The sequence below is a fragment of the Streptomyces sp. DH-12 genome, from assembly GCF_002899455.1.
Classification (GTDB): domain Bacteria; phylum Actinomycetota; class Actinomycetes; order Streptomycetales; family Streptomycetaceae; genus Streptomyces.
Window position 1 is genome coordinate 6,280,355 of sequence record NZ_PPFB01000001.1, and the last position, 16,779, is coordinate 6,297,133.

The 16,779-nt window shown below is 75.0% G+C and carries 16 protein-coding genes; 7 read left to right on the plus strand and 9 right to left on the minus strand.

Annotated features, from left to right (window positions below):
* Positions 1-42: 42 nt before the first annotated feature.
* The 4 genes from C1708_RS27315 (at position 43) to fxsA (ending at position 4,543) form a co-directional block, all read left to right on the plus strand.
* Positions 43-483, plus strand: a complete 441-nt coding sequence (locus C1708_RS27315) for an Lrp/AsnC family transcriptional regulator (RefSeq protein ID WP_106415178.1) — start codon at positions 43-45, stop codon at positions 481-483.
* Between the two features lie 387 nt (positions 484-870).
* Positions 871-2,475, plus strand: a complete 1,605-nt coding sequence (locus C1708_RS27320; protein ID WP_106415179.1) for an amidohydrolase — start codon at positions 871-873, stop codon at positions 2,473-2,475.
* 541 nt (positions 2,476-3,016) lie between these two features.
* Positions 3,017-3,892: a polyprenol monophosphomannose synthase gene (locus C1708_RS27325; protein ID WP_106415180.1), complete on the plus strand. Its 876-nt coding sequence runs from the start codon at positions 3,017-3,019 to the stop codon at positions 3,890-3,892.
* Positions 3,893-3,961: 69 nt separating this feature from the next.
* Positions 3,962-4,543, plus strand: a complete 582-nt coding sequence (gene fxsA / locus C1708_RS27330; protein ID WP_106415181.1) for an FxsA family membrane protein — start codon at positions 3,962-3,964, stop codon at positions 4,541-4,543.
* A 104-nt stretch (positions 4,544-4,647) separates the two neighbouring features.
* Here fxsA and C1708_RS27335 read toward each other — a convergent pair whose 3' ends face one another.
* The 4 genes from C1708_RS27335 to yczE form a co-directional block, all read right to left on the minus strand.
* A complete protein-coding gene (locus tag C1708_RS27335) occupies positions 4,648-5,022 on the minus strand; it encodes an RNA polymerase-binding protein RbpA (RefSeq protein ID WP_003977404.1) in 375 nt (124 codons plus the stop codon).
* A 279-nt stretch (positions 5,023-5,301) separates the two neighbouring features.
* Positions 5,302-6,648 (minus strand): MFS transporter, encoded by a 1,347-nt coding sequence (locus C1708_RS27340; protein ID WP_106415182.1) that lies wholly within the window; start codon positions 6,646-6,648, stop codon positions 5,302-5,304.
* Positions 6,649-6,700: 52 nt separating this feature from the next.
* Positions 6,701-7,468: a glycerophosphodiester phosphodiesterase family protein gene (locus C1708_RS27345; protein WP_106415183.1), complete on the minus strand. Its 768-nt coding sequence runs from the start codon at positions 7,466-7,468 to the stop codon at positions 6,701-6,703.
* Entirely contained in the window at positions 7,465-8,130 is a 666-nt protein-coding gene (gene yczE, locus C1708_RS27350; protein ID WP_106415184.1) for a membrane protein YczE, read from the minus strand. Before yczE ends, C1708_RS27345 begins: the two co-directional genes overlap by 4 nt.
* Positions 8,131-8,229: 99 nt before the next feature.
* Between yczE and C1708_RS27355 the strand changes: the two genes are divergently transcribed.
* The gene (locus tag C1708_RS27355) at positions 8,230-9,729 is read left to right on the plus strand and encodes an SCO1417 family PLP biosynthesis transcription factor (protein WP_106415185.1); all 1,500 of its coding nucleotides are present in this window, start codon (positions 8,230-8,232) and stop codon (positions 9,727-9,729) included.
* Positions 9,730-10,145: 416 nt separating this feature from the next.
* On the opposite strand, the gene C1708_RS27360 is transcribed toward C1708_RS27355, so the two are convergent.
* Both C1708_RS27360 and C1708_RS27365 read right to left on the minus strand, forming a co-directional pair.
* Positions 10,146-11,831, minus strand: a complete 1,686-nt coding sequence (locus tag C1708_RS27360) for a P-loop NTPase family protein (RefSeq protein ID WP_106415186.1) — start codon at positions 11,829-11,831, stop codon at positions 10,146-10,148.
* Between the two features lie 49 nt (positions 11,832-11,880).
* Complete coding sequence (locus C1708_RS27365; protein ID WP_006136669.1) at positions 11,881-12,075, minus strand: hypothetical protein; 195 nt, start codon at positions 12,073-12,075, stop codon at positions 11,881-11,883.
* Between the two features lie 256 nt (positions 12,076-12,331).
* On the opposite strand from C1708_RS27365, the gene C1708_RS27370 reads away from it, so the two are divergent.
* Positions 12,332-12,724 (plus strand): ankyrin repeat domain-containing protein, encoded by a 393-nt coding sequence (locus C1708_RS27370; RefSeq protein ID WP_106415187.1) that lies wholly within the window; start codon positions 12,332-12,334, stop codon positions 12,722-12,724.
* A 300-nt stretch (positions 12,725-13,024) separates the two neighbouring features.
* Positions 13,025-14,443, plus strand: a complete 1,419-nt coding sequence (locus C1708_RS27375) for a HEAT repeat domain-containing protein (protein ID WP_106415188.1) — start codon at positions 13,025-13,027, stop codon at positions 14,441-14,443.
* Between the two features lie 57 nt (positions 14,444-14,500).
* Here the strand turns inward: C1708_RS27375 and C1708_RS27380 are convergent, their stop codons facing one another.
* From C1708_RS27380 to C1708_RS27390, 3 genes are read right to left on the minus strand one after another with little or no spacing between them, the layout of a single operon-like run.
* Positions 14,501-15,379, minus strand: coding sequence for a 5-oxoprolinase subunit C family protein (locus C1708_RS27380; protein ID WP_106415189.1), 879 nt, complete (start codon positions 15,377-15,379; stop codon positions 14,501-14,503).
* Positions 15,376-16,005 carry a 5-oxoprolinase subunit PxpB gene (pxpB, locus tag C1708_RS27385; RefSeq protein WP_106415190.1) on the minus strand — a complete coding sequence of 210 codons (630 nt, stop codon included), beginning with the start codon at positions 16,003-16,005 and terminating at the stop codon, positions 15,376-15,378. The genes C1708_RS27380 and pxpB overlap by 4 nt, the downstream gene beginning before the upstream one ends.
* Positions 16,002-16,760: a LamB/YcsF family protein gene (locus tag C1708_RS27390; RefSeq protein ID WP_106415191.1), complete on the minus strand. Its 759-nt coding sequence runs from the start codon at positions 16,758-16,760 to the stop codon at positions 16,002-16,004. Before C1708_RS27390 ends, pxpB begins: the two co-directional genes overlap by 4 nt.
* Positions 16,761-16,779: the final 19 nt, after the last annotated feature.

The window sequence follows — 16,779 nt, forward strand, 5'->3', positions numbered from 1 at the left end:
TCCGGTGTCCGAGGCGATGAAGCGCCCTGTAGGTTCAGCGCCATGGAGGAGCTGGACCGACAGATCGTGCAGCTGCTCGTCAAGGACGGGCGGATGAGCTACACCGACCTGGGCAAGGCCACGGGCCTGTCCACGTCGGCCGTGCACCAGCGGGTGCGGCGGCTGGAGCAGCGCGGCGTCATCCGCGGCTACACGGCGGTGGTCGACCCGGAGGCGGTCGGCCTGCCCATGACCGCCTTCATCTCGGTCAAGCCGTTCGACCCCAGCGCCCCCGACGACATCGCGGACCGGCTGGCCGGCGTCCCCGAGATCGAGGCGTGCCACAGCGTCGCCGGCGACGAGAACTACATCCTCAAGGTCCGCGTCGCCACCCCGCACGAGCTGGAGGAACTCCTCGCCAGGGTCCGCACCCTGGCGGGGGTCTCCACGCGTACCACGGTGGTCCTTTCGACGCCCTACGAGGCGCGGCCCCCTCGCGTCTGACGCGCCCGGCGGACTCGGGCGTCCGGCCCCGGACCGGGCCGGACGCAGCGGCGGGCGGCCCTGCGGCAGGCCGGTGACCGCGTCGGGCGGTGCCGGCCGGGGCGTGTCGGCCCTGAGCGTGCGACGGCCCGGGGGCGCGCGGGTCCGGGCGGTCGGCCGGGCCGGCTTCGCCGTGCCCCGTGCGGCCGTCGGCCCACGCGGCCGTGGGCCCGGTGGGGCGCCGTTCGGGCGCGGCCGCCGCACGGGCGGCTCGAGCCGCCGTCGGCCTGCCGCGGGCACGGCGTGTCGCGAGCGGGCCGGCCGTACGCCGCGGGGCGCCGGGAGGGGGCGCCGCCCCGAGCGGGACCTGCGTGCGGGGCCGTACGCCCGGCGCGCGAGACTAAGGGCATGAGTGAACGTACCGCCCCGCCGCCCACCGTCCTGCTCCGTCGCGGGGAGGTGCACAGCCCCGCCGACCCCTTCGCCACGGCGATGGTCGTCGAGCGCGGGCAGGTCGCCTGGGTGGGCTCCGAGGGCGCCGCCGACGCCTTCGCGGACGGTGTCGACGAGGTGGTCGACCTCGACGGGGCGCTGGTCACCCCGGCGTTCACCGACGCGCACGTCCACACCACCGCCACCGGCCTCGCCCTCACCGGCCTGGACCTGTCCGCCGCCGCCTCCCTGGAGGACGCCCTCGCCCGGGTGCGGCAGTTCGCCGCCGGCCGCCCGGACGACCGGGTGCTGCTCGGGCACGGCTGGGACGCCTCCCGCTGGCCCGGCGGCCGGCCCCCGACGCGCGCGGAGCTCGACGAGGCCACCGGCGGACGCCCCCTCTACCTCAGCCGCATCGACGTGCACTCCGCCGTCGTCTCCACCGCGCTGCTCGACCTCGTGGCGGGCGGCGTGACCCGTGAGGACCGGCCGCTCACCGGGGACGACCACCACGCGGTGCGCGCCGCCGCGCTGGGCGCCGTCACCCCCGCCCAGCGCACCGCCGCCCAGCGCGCCGCCCTCGCCCACGCGGCGTCCCTGGGCATCGGCACGGTGCACGAGTGCGGCGGCCCCGAGATCTCCTCCGAGGACGACTTCACCGGCCTGCTGCGCCTCGCCCGCGAGGAGCCGGGCCCCCGCGTCGTCGGCTACTGGGCCGAGCAGGACGTCGCCAAGGCCCGCGAGCTGGGCGCGCTCGGCGCGGCGGGCGACCTCTTCGCCGACGGCGCCCTCGGCTCGCACACCGCCTGCCTGCACGAGCCGTACGCCGACGCCGCCCACACCGGCACCGCGCACCTCGACGCCCGCGCGGTCGCCGCCCACGTGACCGCCTGCACCGAGGCGGGCCTCCAGGCGGGCTTCCACGCCATCGGCGACGCCGCGGTCACCGCCGTCGTCGACGGCGTCCGCGCGGCGGCCGAGAAGCTCGGCCTCGCCCGCGTGCGCGCCGCCCGGCACCGCGTCGAGCACGCCGAGATGGTCACGCCGGAGACGATCGCCGCCTTCGCCGAGCTCGGTCTCACCGCCTCCGTCCAGCCCGCCTTCGACGCCCTGTGGGGCGGCGAGGACGGCATGTACGCCCAGCGCCTCGGCGCCGAGCGCGCCCGCACGCTCAACCCGTTCGCCGCACTGCTGCGGGCCGGCGTCCCGCTCGCCTTCGGCTCCGACAGTCCGGTCACCCCGCTCGACCCGTGGGGCACCGTCCGGGCGGCGGCCTTCCACCGCACCCCCGAGCACCGCGTCTCCGTCCGTGCCGCCTTCACCGCGCACACCCGCGGCGGCTGGCGGGCGACCGGACGGGACGACGCGGGCGTCCTGGTGCCCGGCGCCCCCGCCGACTACGCCGTCTGGCGCACCGGCGAACTCGTCGTCCAGGCGCCCGACGACCGGGTGGCCCGCTGGTCCACCGACCCGAGGTCCGGCACCCCCGGCCTGCCCGACCTCACCCCCGGCCGTGACCTGCCCGTCTGCCTCCGCACGGTGGTCGGCGGCCGCACGGTCTTCGTACGACCGGGCGAGTGATCCGCACGGGCGGCGCGCTGACGATCATGCACCGCGCCGCCGTCGCGCGACCTGCGCATCCTCGCCTCCGACCAGGCACGTGACCCGCGTCGCGCAGGCAGGAGGGCTGTTGACAGGCGGCCGCGGGGGGCCGGTAGGTTCGGCCGGGTCCACCACCGGACGCCCGACCGGAGAACGTCCGGCCACTCGGGCCGGCGCCGCTGGGTCAGGGACGGTGTGCCGCACCGGGCACCGCCACTGGGAGCCAGGCTCAGCGCGGCGTGGGACCGAGGGACGTTCCCGCCGGCCGGGGAGGTGCGACCCCGGGTGGGGCCCGGACGCTCAGTAGACAACGGCTCCAGGGCGATCCGCAGCCGGCGGGTCCCGGGCCGGCCCGAAGGGCGCCGGGCCCCCCTCCGCTGTCCGTCCGCGCGCATCCGGCAAGGGAAGGCGTGCCTACCCGATCTCCGGGAAAGACGCCATCACATGTACGTCCTGTCACGTCACCGCGGGCCGCGCCGACTAAGGTGGGGTCCTGCGCACAGGACATGAAGGGGCAGCAGTGAACGACGGCGGCGGGACCCTCGCGGCAGGATCCCAGGGGCGGAGATTCGGCCCGCTCGGTACGGCCCTGGTGATCATCCCCACGTACAACGAGGCGGAGAACATCAAGGCGATCGTCGGACGCGTGCGCAAGGCCGCTCCCGAGGCGCACGTCCTCGTGGCCGACGACAACAGCCCCGACGGCACCGGCGAGCTCGCCGACGAACTGGCCGCCGGCGACGACCACGTCCAGGTGCTGCACCGCAAGGGCAAGGAGGGCCTCGGCGCCGCCTACCTCGCGGGCTTCCGCTGGGGCCTGGAGCACGGCTACGGCGTCCTGATCGAGATGGACGCCGACGGCTCCCACCAGCCCGAGGAACTGCCCCGGCTGCTCACCGCCCTCAAGGGCGCCGACCTGGTGCTCGGCTCGCGCTGGGTGCCCGGCGGCCGGGTGGTCAACTGGCCGAAGTCGCGGGAGTTCATCTCGCGCGGCGGCAGCCTCTACTCGCGCATGGCGCTCGACCTGCCGCTGCGCGACATCACCGGCGGGTTCCGCGCGTTCCGCCGCGAGACGCTGGAAGGCCTCGGCCTCGAGGACGTCGCCTCCCAGGGGTACTGCTTCCAGGTCGACCTCGCCCGGCGCGCGGTGAAGGCCGGCTACCACGTCGTCGAGGTGCCCATCACCTTCGTGGAGCGCGAACTCGGCGACTCCAAGATGAGCCGGGACATCCTCGTCGAGGCACTGTGGCGGGTCACCGCCTGGGGCGTGGGGGAGAGGGTCGGCAAGGCCCTCGGACGCGACGACGACAAGCCCCGCCAGCCCCGGGCCGGCAAGGCCGCCCCGGCCGCCCCGGTCAAGGAGACGACGCCGGGCGCCGAGCGCTCCGAGCCGTAGGAGAGCCGCAGGGCGGCGGGGCGGGCCCCGCTTATCCCGTGCTGAGCCCGGCCCAGGCACACTGGGGGTATGACGACTGGTGCTCAGAGCCCGTACTCCGCCCGGCCCCGGCGCTCCCGGCTGCGCACACTGCTGCCGTTGAGCGTCGCCGCATGGCTCGTGCTGGAGATCTGGCTGCTGACCCTGGTCGCCGGGGCGTCGAGCGGCCTGGTGGTCTTCCTGATCCTGGTGGCCGGCATCGTCCTGGGCTCGTACGTGATCAAGCGGGCGGGCCGCCGTGCCTTCAAGAACCTCACCGAGGCCGTGCAACAGCAGCAGACCGGCGCTCCCGTGTCCCCGGATCCCCGGCCCGACAGCGAGGGCAACGGGCTGACGATGCTGGGCGGCCTGCTGATCGTCCTCCCCGGCCTGATCTCCGACGCGCTGGGGCTGCTCCTGCTGGTGCCGCCGGTCCAGAAGGCCGTGAGCCGGTACGCGGAGCGCACCTTCGAGCGCAAGCTCCGCGAGGCCGCCGCGCGGAGTCCGCTGGGGGACGCCTTCACCCAGTCCCGTGTGCACCGCCCGGACGGCAAGGTGGTCCAGGGCGAGGTCATCCGGGACGAGCCCGAAGGCACCCCCGAGGGCACCCCGCGGCCCCCGCTGACGAAGTAAGGACGGCCCGGCCGCGTCCGGGCACGCGGACAGGACCGAGGGCGCCGTACACGTACGGCGCCCTCGGTCCTGTCGCTGTGCGTCCGGGCGGACTCCCGCCGGGATCAGGCCGACTTGCGGCTGTCCCGCGGATGCACCGCGATGTTCATCGCACCGGACCGCAGAACGGCGAGACGCTCCTCGAGGACCTCTTCGAGCTCCTCTCGGGTGCGCCGCTCCATCAGCATGTCCCAATGCGTACGCGCCGGCTTGGCCTTCTTCTCCTCCGGGCCGTCACCGTCCACCAGGAGTGCCTGGGCACCGCAGACCTTGCACTCCCACTCCGGCGGGATCTCCGCCTCGACCGAGAAGGGCATCTCGAAGCGGTGCCCCTTCTCGCATGCGTACTCCACGGCCTGGCGCGGGGCCAGGTCGATGCCGCGGTCCGTCTCGTAGCTGGTCACCACGAGGCGCGTGCCGCGAAGAGCTCGCTCACTCATGAATCGTGCCTCCCGGGCTTGTCGCCCACAGGACAGGTGTCGCTGTCGTCGTCATCCGGTCAACGTCCGGTCGGCGGTAAAGATTCCCGTTCGGAGTCCCGTTCCGGGTCATGTGTCACCGTCGTGGCCGCAGCCTTTGTCAACCAGTGCAGTACCCACCGACGCCCGGTTTGTCACATCCGGTCACAGATGTGACACAGCGGTTCGGCATCTTTGACGCGCAGTAACGGTACGCCTGGCAGGCCAAACGCGTACACTACCGCCCTTTCGCGCCGAGCGCTAAATCCGCTGGGGCACCGGGTTGCCCGCGTCGGCGATCGCCCGCCGTACGGGTACCCGCGCGAGCAGGACGAATCCCAGCACGAAGAAGCCCACCAGGGAGATGATCGCGTCCCGGTAGCTGCCCGTGAGCTGGTACGTCAGACCGAACAGCAGCGGCCCGAGCCAGCTCAGCCCCCGGTCGCTGATCTCGTACGCCGAGAAGTACTCGGCCTCCTTGCCGGGCGGGACCAGATGGGAGAAGAGGGAGCGCGACAGGGCCTGGCTGCCGCCGAGGACCAGACCGATCCCGGCGGCCAGCACGAAGAACCACCCGGGCGCGCCGGCCGGCAGGAAGTACCCGGCGGCCAGCGTCAGCGTCCAGGCGACCAGCGAACCGAGGACGGTGCGCTTCGCCCCGTACCGCCGGGCGAGCATGCCCAGCAGCAGCGCGCCCGCCACCGCCAGCACCTGGACCAGCAGCACGGCCACGATCAGCGTCGACTGCCCGAGTCCCAGCTCCTTCGAGCCGTACACCGAGGCCTGGGAGATCACCGTCTGGATGCCGTCGTTGTAGACCAGGTACGCCAGCAGGAAGGCGAGGGTCAGCGGGTGCCGGCGCATGTCGCGGATCGTCGCTGCGAGCTGCCGGAATCCGGGCAGGGCCGCCTCCCGGGCGGGGGCGCGGCGGTCCCGCAGCCGGCGCAGCGGGATCACGGCGAACGCGCCCCACCACAGCCCGGCCGATGCCAGGCAGATGCGCACCGCCATGCTCTCGGACACCCCGAAGCTGTCGTGCCCCGTGTAGAGGACGAGGTTCGCCACGAGCACCAGCGCGCCGGCCGCGTAGCCGAAGGCCCAGCCGCGCGAGGAGACGGCGTCCCGTTCCTCCGGCGGCGCGATCTGCGGCAGGTAGGAGTTGTAGAGCATCATCGCGACCGACTGCGCGGCGTTCGCCACCACCAGCAGCAGACCGCCCAGCAGATACCGGTCGCCGTCGAGGAAGAACATCCCGGCGGTCGCCGCGGCACCGGTGTAGGCGGCCGCCGCGAGCAGCGGCTTCTTGCGTCCGGTGCGGTCGGCCGCGGCCCCCGCCAGCGGCATCACCAGCACCGCCACGATCACCGACAGGGACACCGCGTACGCGAAGAAGGAGCCCGCCCGCACGGGTATGCCCAGCGGGTGCACGAACCCGTCCGCGTCCGCCGCCGCCTCGGCGACCGAGGTCAGGTAGGGGCCGAGGAACACGGTGACGACGCTCGTGGAGTAGACGGAGCAGGCCCAGTCGTAGAAGTACCAGCCGCGCTGCTCGCGCCGCCGCCCGGCGCTGTCGTCCGCCGCCGGTGACCGCACGGTGTCGGTGTCCACCCGTGCCCTCGCTTCCCCGTGTGCGCGCCGGGACGACCGGGGCGCGAGGGTCTCAGACCCAGGTGCCGCGGTCCTCCATGACCTCGCGCAGTGTGCCGATGTGATCGGTCATGATGCCATCCACCCCGAGGTCCAGGAGCCGGTGCATGCGTTGCGGTTCGTTCACGGTCCACACGTGGACCTGGAGGCCGCGCGCGTGAGCCGCCCGCACGAAACGCTCGTCGACCACGCGGACACCCGACCGCTCCTCCGGCACCTGGGCGGCGACCGCCGACCGGCGCAGCGGGACCGGCAGTCCCCAGGAGCGCAGCCGCAAGCTGAGCACGCCCCGGGTGCCCAACGACGTGGCGAGACGCGGCCCGGCCAGCCGCTGGGCGCGCACCACGCGCGTCTCCGAGAACGACCCGACGCAGATCCGGTCCCAGGCCCCGGTGCGCTCGATCAGGTCCAACAGGGGGCGCAACGCCGGTTCGGCCTTCACGTCCACGTTCCAGCGGACGCCGGGGAAGGTCTCCAGCAGCTCCTCGAACAGGGGGACCGGCTCCTGCCCGGCCACCCGCGCCCGCGCCACCTCCGCCCAGGGCAGGTCGGCGATCCGGCCCGCTCCGTCCGTCACCCGGTCCAGGGTGGCGTCGTGGAAGGCGACGAGGCGGCCGTCGCGCGTGGCGTGGACATCGGTCTCGATGTACCGGTAGCCCGCCTCGACGGCGCTCCGGAACTGCCGGACGGTGTTCTCCAGCCCGTCCGCGGCCCCGCCCCGGTGGGCGAAGGCGAGCGGTCCGGGATGGTCGAGGTACGGGTGGCGTATCCGCGGGGTCACGACCGCAGTATCGCCCGCCGGGGCGTCCGCCCCGCGACGACGGTGCTGCCCTCGCCCGGTGCGGGGACCGCGAAGACGCGCAGGAACAGCTGGGCGAGCGGGCCGATGGCCACCGCGTACAGCAGGGTGCCGACGCCGACCGTGCCGCCCAGCACGAAGCCGGTGACCACCACCGTGATCTCGATGGCCGTGCGGACCAGGCGCACCGACACCCCCGTGCGCTGGTGCAGCCCCGTCATCAGTCCGTCGCGCGGACCCGGACCGAACCGGGCCGCGATGTACAGCCCGGTCGCCGCGCCGTTCAGCACGATCCCCACCGCCATCAGCGCCACCCGTACGGCGACGGCGTGCGCGTCCGGGACCACGGCCAGCGTCGCGTCCATCGCCGCGCCGATCACCAGCACGTTGGAGACCGTGCCGAGCCCCGGCCGCTGCCGCAGCGGGATCCACAGCAGCAGGACCGCCGCGCCCACGGCGGTCAGCACCACGCCCATGGACAGTCCGGTGCGCTCGGACAGGCCCTGGTGCAGGACGTTCCACGGCTCCAGGCCGAGTCCGGACCGCACCAGCAGCGCCGAACTGGCCCCGTACAGGGCCAGGCCCGCGTAGAGCTGGAACAGCCGCCGCACGAGACGGCGCTCGCGGAGCGCGTTTCTGGCCAAGAGGTGCCCCCTGTGGTGGAAGTGGACCGACGCGTGCCACCCTGGAGCCTGACTGGTCATGCCCTCCATGGCCAATCCGGGGAAGGTGGACTGATTTGTATGGTGCGGTGGACGTCCGCGGTGGGGGCCGCTCAGCTGGCCCGGCTGCTCGGTTCCCAGCAGGACCGCCCGGCGGGGCCCGGCAGTCGGCGTCCGCCCGCCTACCGCGCCCTCGCCGACGGCATCCGCCTGCTGGTGCTGGAAGGGCGCGTGGCGGTCGCCGCGCGGTTGCCCGCCGAGCGGGAACTCGCCCTCGCCCTGTCGGTGAGCCGCACCACCGTGGCCGCCGCCTACGAGGCGCTGCGCGGCGAGGGCTTCCTCGAGTCGCGGCGCGGCGCCGGAAGCTGGACCGCCGTCCCGGCCGGCAACCCGGTCCCGGCGCGCGGTCTGGAGCCGCTGCCGCCCGAGGCGCTCGGCTCCATGATCGACCTGGGCTGCGCCGCGCTGCCCGCCCCCGAGCCGTGGCTCACCCGCGCCGTCCAGGGAGCGCTGGAGGAGCTGCCGCCGTACGCGCACACCCACGGCGACTATCCGGCGGGGCTGCCCGCCCTGCGCGCGATGATCGCCGACCGCTACACCCGGCGGGGCATCGCCACCATGCCCGAGCAGGTCATGGTCACCACCGGCGCGATGGGCGCCATCGACGCCATCTGTCACCTCTTCGGCGGTCGCGGCGAGCGGATCGCCGTGGAGTCCCCCTCCTACGCCAACATCCTCCAGCTCATGCGCGAGGCCGGCGCGCGGCTCGTCCCCGTCGCCATGGCCGAGGGGCTGGCCGGCTGGGACCTGGACCGCTGGCGCCAGGTGCTGCGGGAGGCAGCCCCGCGCATCGCCTACGTCGTCGCCGACTTCCACAACCCGACCGGGGCGCTCGCCGACGAGGACCAGCGGCGCCGGCTGGTCGACGCGGCCCGCTCGGCGGGCACGGTGCTCGTCGCCGACGAGACGATGAGCGAGCTGTGGTTCGACGAGGACGTGGAGATGCCGCGTCCGGTGTGCGCGTTCGACCCCGCCGGGTCGACGGTCATCACGGTCGGCTCGGCGAGCAAGGCGTTCTGGGCCGGCATGCGCATCGGCTGGGTGCGCGCCGCCCCCGACGTGATCCGCAGCCTCGTCGCCGCCCGCGCCTACGCCGACCTCGGCACACCGGTGCTCGAACAGCTCGCCGTGAACTGGCTGTTCGGCACGGGCGGCTGGGAGGAGGCGGTCGAGCTGCGCCGCGCCCAGGCCCGGCGGAACCGTGACGAACTGGTGAGCGCGGTCCGGCGCGAGCTGCCCGGCTGGGAGTTCGAGGTCCCCCGCGGCGGCCTCACCCTGTGGGTCCGCACGGGCGGCCTTTCCGGCTCCCGCCTGGCCGAGGCGGGGGAGCGGGTGGGCGTGCGCGTCCCGTCCGGACCGCGCTTCGGGGTGGACGGCGCGTTCGAGGGCTATGTCCGGCTGCCGTTCACGGTGGGCGGCGCGGTCGCCGAGGAAGCGGCGGTCCGCCTGGCGGCGGCTGCCCGTGTCGTCGAGACGGGCGGGACGTCGGGCGGGGAGCTCCCGCGCACATTCGTGGCGTAACCCCTTCAGGGGGCGCGGGTGACGCCCTCAGGGTGCGGGGAACTGCGTGAGCGGCCGCGGCCGGGCCGCACCCGTCGTTCGACCGTGCCCGGCAGGGCGCTGGAGGCGAGGCCGACCGGCGGGGCGCCTTCCTCAGAGGGGGTGTCCCCGGCGCCCGCCCGTGCTGCCGTCCGCGGCACGACTGCCCGCGGACGGCGGCGGGTTGCATGGTCACCGGCGGGTGACGCCCTCAGGGGCGCGGGGAACTGCGCGACCGGCCGCGGCCGGGCCGCACTCGTCGTTCGACCGTGTCCGGCAGGGCGCTGGAGGCGAGGCCGACCGGCGGGGCGCCTTCCTCAGAGGGGGTGTCCCCGGCGCCCGCCCGTGCTGCCGTCCGCGGCACGACTGCCCGCGGACGGCGGCGGGTGACAACGCCCTCACGAGGAGGATTCCGCCACTGCCGCGCTCTCCGGGGCCGGTGGAGCAGCGGCCGGTTCCGACGCTTCCGTGTCCGCCGCGAGCGCCGCCGCCGCGGCGACCTTCTCCGTGGCCGCCTTGTCCAGCCGCACCGCCTCCGGCACCGGACCCGGCTCCTCGTCCGCCGGGGTCGTGCGGGGCGGGAGCAGGTCGAGGACGGCCTGGCGGTGGGTCTCGCTGGTCGCGTCGTCGTAGGGGTCCGGGGTCGCCGGGACCTGGAGGCGGTGGACCGGGCCCGTGCCGAGGCGGGCGTAGCCGCGTCCGGGCGGCACCTGGTCGACCGGCGTGGTGTGCGGGGGCGCGCCCAGCACGGTCTCGAGCTGGGCGGCCGTGGCGGGGCCGAGCACGACGCGCGCGCGGGTGTGCTGCCGTACCGGGCCGGCCAGGGCGTCGAGGCCGTCGAACTGTTCCGCGACCACCACGGTGACGTTCGCCGCGCGGCCGTGCCGCAGCGGGGCCTGGAGCAGGGACTGCGGATCGGTGCTGTCCTCCGCCGCGGCCAGGTGGGTGAAGACGCTCGGCCGGTCCAGCAGCAGCCACAGGGGGCGCCGGGTGTCCTCCGGCGGCGGGTCGCCCGCCTGGTGCGCCTTGCTGGCCGCGGTCAGCCGGCGCTCGGTCTCGTGGGCCGCCCACTCCAGGCTGGTCAGCGCCCCCGACAGGGCGCACTCGACGGCGAGCACGCCGTCCCGGCCGGTGAGACAGGCGTACTCGCCGGTCCCGCCGCCGTCCACGATCACCACGTCGCCGTGGTGCAGCGCCTGGAGGGCGATGGAGCGCAGCAGGGTCGAGGTGCCGCTGCCCGGCTGGCCGACCGCGAGCAGGTGCGGCTCGGTGGAGCGGACGCCGGTGCGCCACACGACCGGCGGGACGTCGGTCCGCTCCTCGCCGTGCGGGCCGTGGGTGAGCGGCAGCGTCCGCTGCACGCGCGTGGGGTCGGTGAAGCCGAGCACCGTCTCGCCGGGGGCCGTGACGAAGGGCTGTGCGGCGATGTCGGTGGGCAGCGGGGCGAGGACGCGGACGGTGAGCTGGTTGGCCTCCTCGTCCCACGCGAAGTGGTACTCCCGGCCGCGCCCGCACTTGGCGCCGAGCAGGTGCTCGATCCGCGCGCGGGACTCCGGCTCGGCGTCCGTGAAGTAGGCCGGGTAGGCGATCACCAGGTGCGCGAGGCGGCCGTCGCCGTCGAACTCGTACTCGGAGAAGACCTCCCCCCAGTCGCCGCCGCGGGCGTACAGCGGCTCGGGGTCGTCGCTCGCCGAGAAGTACGGCACCAGGGCCTCGTACAGCGACTTCAGACGCTGTGACTGGCCGGGGGCGGGCCCGGCGGGCGTCGCGGGCGTGCGGTCCCGTCCGTGCCAGGCCGCCGCCGCCATCAGGGCGACGACGGCGAGCAGCGGGCCGTACGGCGCGAGCGCCACGGCCAGCAGCACCGCCGCCAGGCCGAAGAGCAGCGTGCCGCGCCGCTCCTTCGGGGTGTCGGCCCACCTGCGCCGTCCGGCCGAGGCCAGCCGGCGCAGCCCGCGCGTGATGGTGATCAGCGGGTGGAGGACGTCCGTGGCGCTGTCGGCCGCCGTCCTGGCCAGCTCCCGGCTCCGGGCGAGCTGGGCGCTGCCGTTGCTGAGGACGCGGGGAAGGGGACGCCGGGCCACTGCTGTCTCCAGAGGGTGCGTACGGGCGGGCGGGGCGTGGTGGGGCGGGTCAGAACTTGAACCCGCCCAGGAGGCCGGCGAGGCTCTCGCCGCCCGCCTTGATGCTCGGCGCGATGGCCGTGCTGGCCAGATAGAAGCCGAACAGCATCGCCACCAGTGCGTGCGACAGCTTCAGTCCGTCCTTGCGGAAGAAGATGAAGACGACGATGCCGAGCAGCACCACGCATGAGATCGAGATGATCATGTGAGTTCTCCTGGTTCGCGGGGACAGTCACCATGAGTCCTTCCCTGATCACAGCATGTGTCTATACGATAAAAGGTGCAACTGGGTGGATATCCGCCCCGAATGCCCGGCGGAGTCCGCGCTGAGCATTACCTCGGGCGCGTCAGGTCATGTGCCGCCCGAGCCAGTACCCTGGCGATTCACCCGTACGGCTGCCCACGTGCAGACGTACGCCCTGTTCCCGATGTGTCCCCGTGCAGTGAGAGGCGGTCCGGCGATGAGTGAAGCCCCCGACCCCGAGGTCGTGGAGCTGGCGACCAAGATCTTCGATCTGGCCCGGCGCGGCCGCACCGAGGAGCTCGTGGCCTACGTCGACGCGGGCGTCCCCGCCGACCTCACCAACGACCGCGGCGACTCCCTCGTGATGCTCGCCGCCTACCACGGCCACGCCGGTGCGGTGCGCGCCCTGCTGGCCCGCGGCGCCGACGCCGACCGCGTCAACGACCGCGGCCAGACGCCACTCGCGGGAGCGGTGTTCAAGGGGGAGACCGACGTCGTCAAGGCCCTCCTGGAGGGTGGCGCCGACCCCTCCGCGGGCACCCCGTCGGCCGTCGACACGGCCCGCATGTTCGCCCGCACGGAACTGCTCGAGCTCTTCGGCGAGGGCTGAGCGACTCCGCTCCGACCAGCGACGACACGGAAAACGGGGGAGGCGGTACAGGGCCGCCGAAATACGGTCGCGGCAGATGTGACCGCCGGGTCATCATGACGACGTGATTCACGGACGCGATGGCTGGGCAGGTGTTGCCGCACCGCGCGGGCCGTGACGCGGTCCGCACGGGCCACCGACGAGAGGCAGAGAGAGATGGTCTACAACGAGCAGGAAACGGCGGGCGCCCCGACGTGTTGTCACGCGGCCAGGTGACCCACACTCCCGGTTGCGTCGACGCTTGATGTGAGGCTGTTTCCCATGTTCGATCCGGTCATAGCGCCCAGCGGTACGCTGCTCGGCCTGCTCCAGCGGGGCCGCGGCGACGGCACACTGCACGCGCTCACCGCCCCGCGCTCCGAGGCGCTCGCGGCGCTGAACCACTGCGTGCTGCGCGACCCGCGCCACGACTGGCAGGTGGAGAACCGCTCCCTCTACTACGCCCGCCTCTACCTCGACCTGCACGGCGGACTCGACGCCGTCGAGGCCCACCTCTTCGCCCCCGAGGACGTCCTCGACACCGACGAGTCACGCACCGGACTCGCCCTCGCCGTCCTCGGCCACCTCGCCTCCTACGGCCGGCGGGACGCCCTGCACCTGTTGCGCAGGTACGCCGCCCAGGGCACCAACTGGGCCTGGGCCCTCGACGAACTGGCCCTCCGCGACGACGACGCGGGCCTGCGGTCCCTCGCCGGCCCGGTGCTCGCGCGCTTCTCCACCGATCCCCAGGGCGAGGCCGAACTGGCCGCGACCGTGCGGGACGCCTTCGAACCACGTCCCTGGCGCCTGTGGGCCGACGACCCGCGCCCGGCCGTCGCCACGCGCGTACGGGCCGCCCGGGAGGCCGGCTCCTTCGACCGCTGGCAACGGCAGATGCGGCCCGCCGGGCCACGCCCCGGCTGGAGCGTCCAGGCCGTGTTCGACTGGGCCCAGCAGGGTCTGGACCGCGGCGCCGCCCTGCACGTGCCGGCCGCCCGCTGTCTGTCCGCCGTGGCGGGCCCCGAGGACCGGCCGGAGATCGTCCGGGCCGCCCAGGACGGCACCGACGGAGCCCGGTGCACGGCGTTGCGCTATCTCGCCGACACCGGGGACCCCAGTGCCCTCGACCTGATCGAGGGCGCCGCGGCCGACGGCTCGACGGCCGTCGTGGACGCCGCCGTCGACGCCTTCGAACGCATGCGCAGCACGGCCGCCGTCGACCGGGCGCGCGGCTGGGCCCGCCGGCCCGACGTGCTGGGCGAGGCCGCCGCACGCGTGCTCGCCTGCCGGGGCGGGGCGCGCGACCGCGACCTGGTCCTCGCCGCACTCCGCGAGGCCGTACGGGGCGAGGGCCCCGACGCGACGACCCTGTGGACCCTCGTCGACGGCGCCGGGCGCCTCGGCATCGCCTGCGCCGCACCCGTACTGCGGCACGTCTACCGCGAGACCGCCTCCTCCCATCTCCGCGGCCGCGCCGCCCGCGCCCTCGCCGCCACCGACCCGTCCTTCCCCACCGGCTTCGCCGTCGAATGCCTCTGGGACTGCGAGGAGACCACCCGCGAGATCGCCGCCCGCCACGCCGAGACCGGCGACGCCCGCGTGGTCGACCGTCTCCGCCGCCTCGCCGCCGACCCGGCGGAAGAGGCCGAGGTCCAGACGGCGGTCCGCAGCAGGATCGGCCCCGAGGAAACGGCGGTGTGATGTCCGGGGCCCGCCGGGGCCGGCGAGGGGGGCCCGGGGGCGCAGCCCCCAGGCGCCTCAGCGACCCCGGCGTGCCCGCGCGGCGACGAACCGCACCGGCGTCCCCGGCCGGGCCTGCGCCGCCGCGGACAGATCCGCCGCGTGCACCACGGCGATGACCGGATAGCCGCCGGTCGTGGGGTGATCGGCAAGAAAAATCACCGGCGTCCCGGCGGGCGGTACCTGGACCGCCCCCAGAACCATTCCCTCACTGGGCAGCTCATCGCACCGCGCGCGCTCCAGCACCGGACCCGTCGTACGCAGTCCGATGCGATTGCTCGCCGGCGAGACGAAGAACGTGCCGGACAGGAAGCGCCGCAGCGCCTCCCCGGTGAACCAGTCGTCGCGCGGCCCCGGCGTCACGCGCAGGACGAGTTCGGCGGGCGGCGCCGCCTGCGGCGCCACGTCCACGCGCGCGTGGGGGCCCGTCGGCGCACCGAGCGGCAGCACCGTCCCGTCCGCCAGCGGCGCCGGACCGAGACCGGACAGCAGGTCCGTGGAGCGGCTGCCCAGCACCGGCTCCACGGCGACCCCGCCGGAGACGGCGACGTAGGCGCGGACGCCGAGGACCGCCGGCCCGACGTCCAGCACGGCCCCGGCGCGCACCCGCACCGGCGCGCCCCAGGCGGCGGGACGTCCGTCCACCCTGACCCGGCAGGGCGCCCCGGTGACCGCCACCGTGACGGTGGAGCGGGGCCGCAGGGAGCAGCCGTCGAGGGTGGTCTCCAGGACGGCCGCGTCCGGGCCGTTGCCCACCAGACGGTTGGCGAGCGCGGCGGCCGGGCCGTCCAGCGCGCCGGAGCGGGGGACGCCGAGGTGGGCGTGGCCGGGGCGGCCGCGGTCCTGAACGGTCGTCAGGGCCCCCGCCCGTACGACGGAGAGCGCGCGGTCCGTCATGCCGTCGGCCCCGTCGGGGTCACCGGGACGAACCGCACGTGCGTGCCGGGGGAGAGCAGCGCCGCGGGTTCCCGGGTGTGGTCCCACAGCACCAGGTCGGTGGTGCCGATGAGCTGCCAGCCGCCGGGGGAGGAGCGCGGGTAGACGCCGGTGTACGGTCCGGCGAGGGCCACCGAGCCCGCCGGGACGGACGTGCGCGGGGCGGACCGCCGGGGCACCTCGTAGCGGGCGGGCAGACCGGTGAGGTAGCCGAAACCGGGGGCGAACCCGCAGAACGCGACGCGGTACTCGGCGTCCGCGTGCAGGCGGGCCGCCTCCGCCGGCGTGACGCCCCAGTGCGCGGCCACGTCCGCCAGGTCCGGGCCGTCGTAGCGCACCGGGATCTCGACCGTCCCGGCCGGACGCGGCGGGGCGGGCGGCACCGGGCGCGAGGTCAGTTCGGCGGCCAGGCGGGCAGGATCGGGCAGGCCGTCGAGCAGCACCGTACGCGCCGCCGGGACGATCTCACGGGCCGTCAGCTCCCCCTCCGCGCGGCGGCGCAGCAGCTCCGCCAGGAGCGCCTGTGCCTCCTCGCCCGTGGCGACCTCGACGAGCAGCGCGTCCTCGCCGACGGGCAGCGTCCTCATGCGAACGCCTCCACCCGGACCCCGGACGCCTCCAGGGCGTCCCGCACCCGTCGCGCCAGGTCCACCGCGCCCGGCGTGTCGCCGTGCAGGCACAGGGAACGGGCCCTCATCCGGATCCGCCGCCCCGAGAGCGCCACGACCTCCCCGCTCCGGGCCAGGTCCACCGAACGTTCCACAACGGCCCCCGGATCGGTGACCAGGGCGCCCTCCTCGCCGCGCGGCACCAAGGTGCCCTCGTCGGTGTACGCGCGGTCCGCGAACGCCTCCTCGACCGCCGGCAGCCCCGCCTCGCCGGCCACCTCCAGCAGCCGTGAGCCGGGCAGCCCGAGCACGGGCAGCGCGGGGTCGGCGAGAACCACCCCGTCCACCACCGCGCGGGCCTGCTCCTCGTCGCGCACCACGCGGTTGTAGAGCGCGCCGTGCGGCTTGACGTACGCCACCCGGCTCCCCGCCGCGCGGGCGAACACCTCGAGGGCGCCGATCTGGTACGCCACCTCGGCCGCCAGTTCGGCGGGCGGCACGTCCATCGCGCGCCGCCCGAACCCCGCCAGGTCGCGGTAGGAGACCTGGGCGCCGATCCGCACCCCGCGCGCGGCGGCGAGTTCGCACACCCGGCGCATGGTGGGCGCGTCCCCGGCGTGGAAGCCGCAGGCCACGTTGGCGCTGGTCACCACCGACAGGAGCCGCTCGTCGTCGGTGAGCCGCCAGTGGCCGAACCCCTCGCCGAGGTCGGCGTTCAGATCGATCGAGGTCATGAATCCTTCGTTCCTTCGT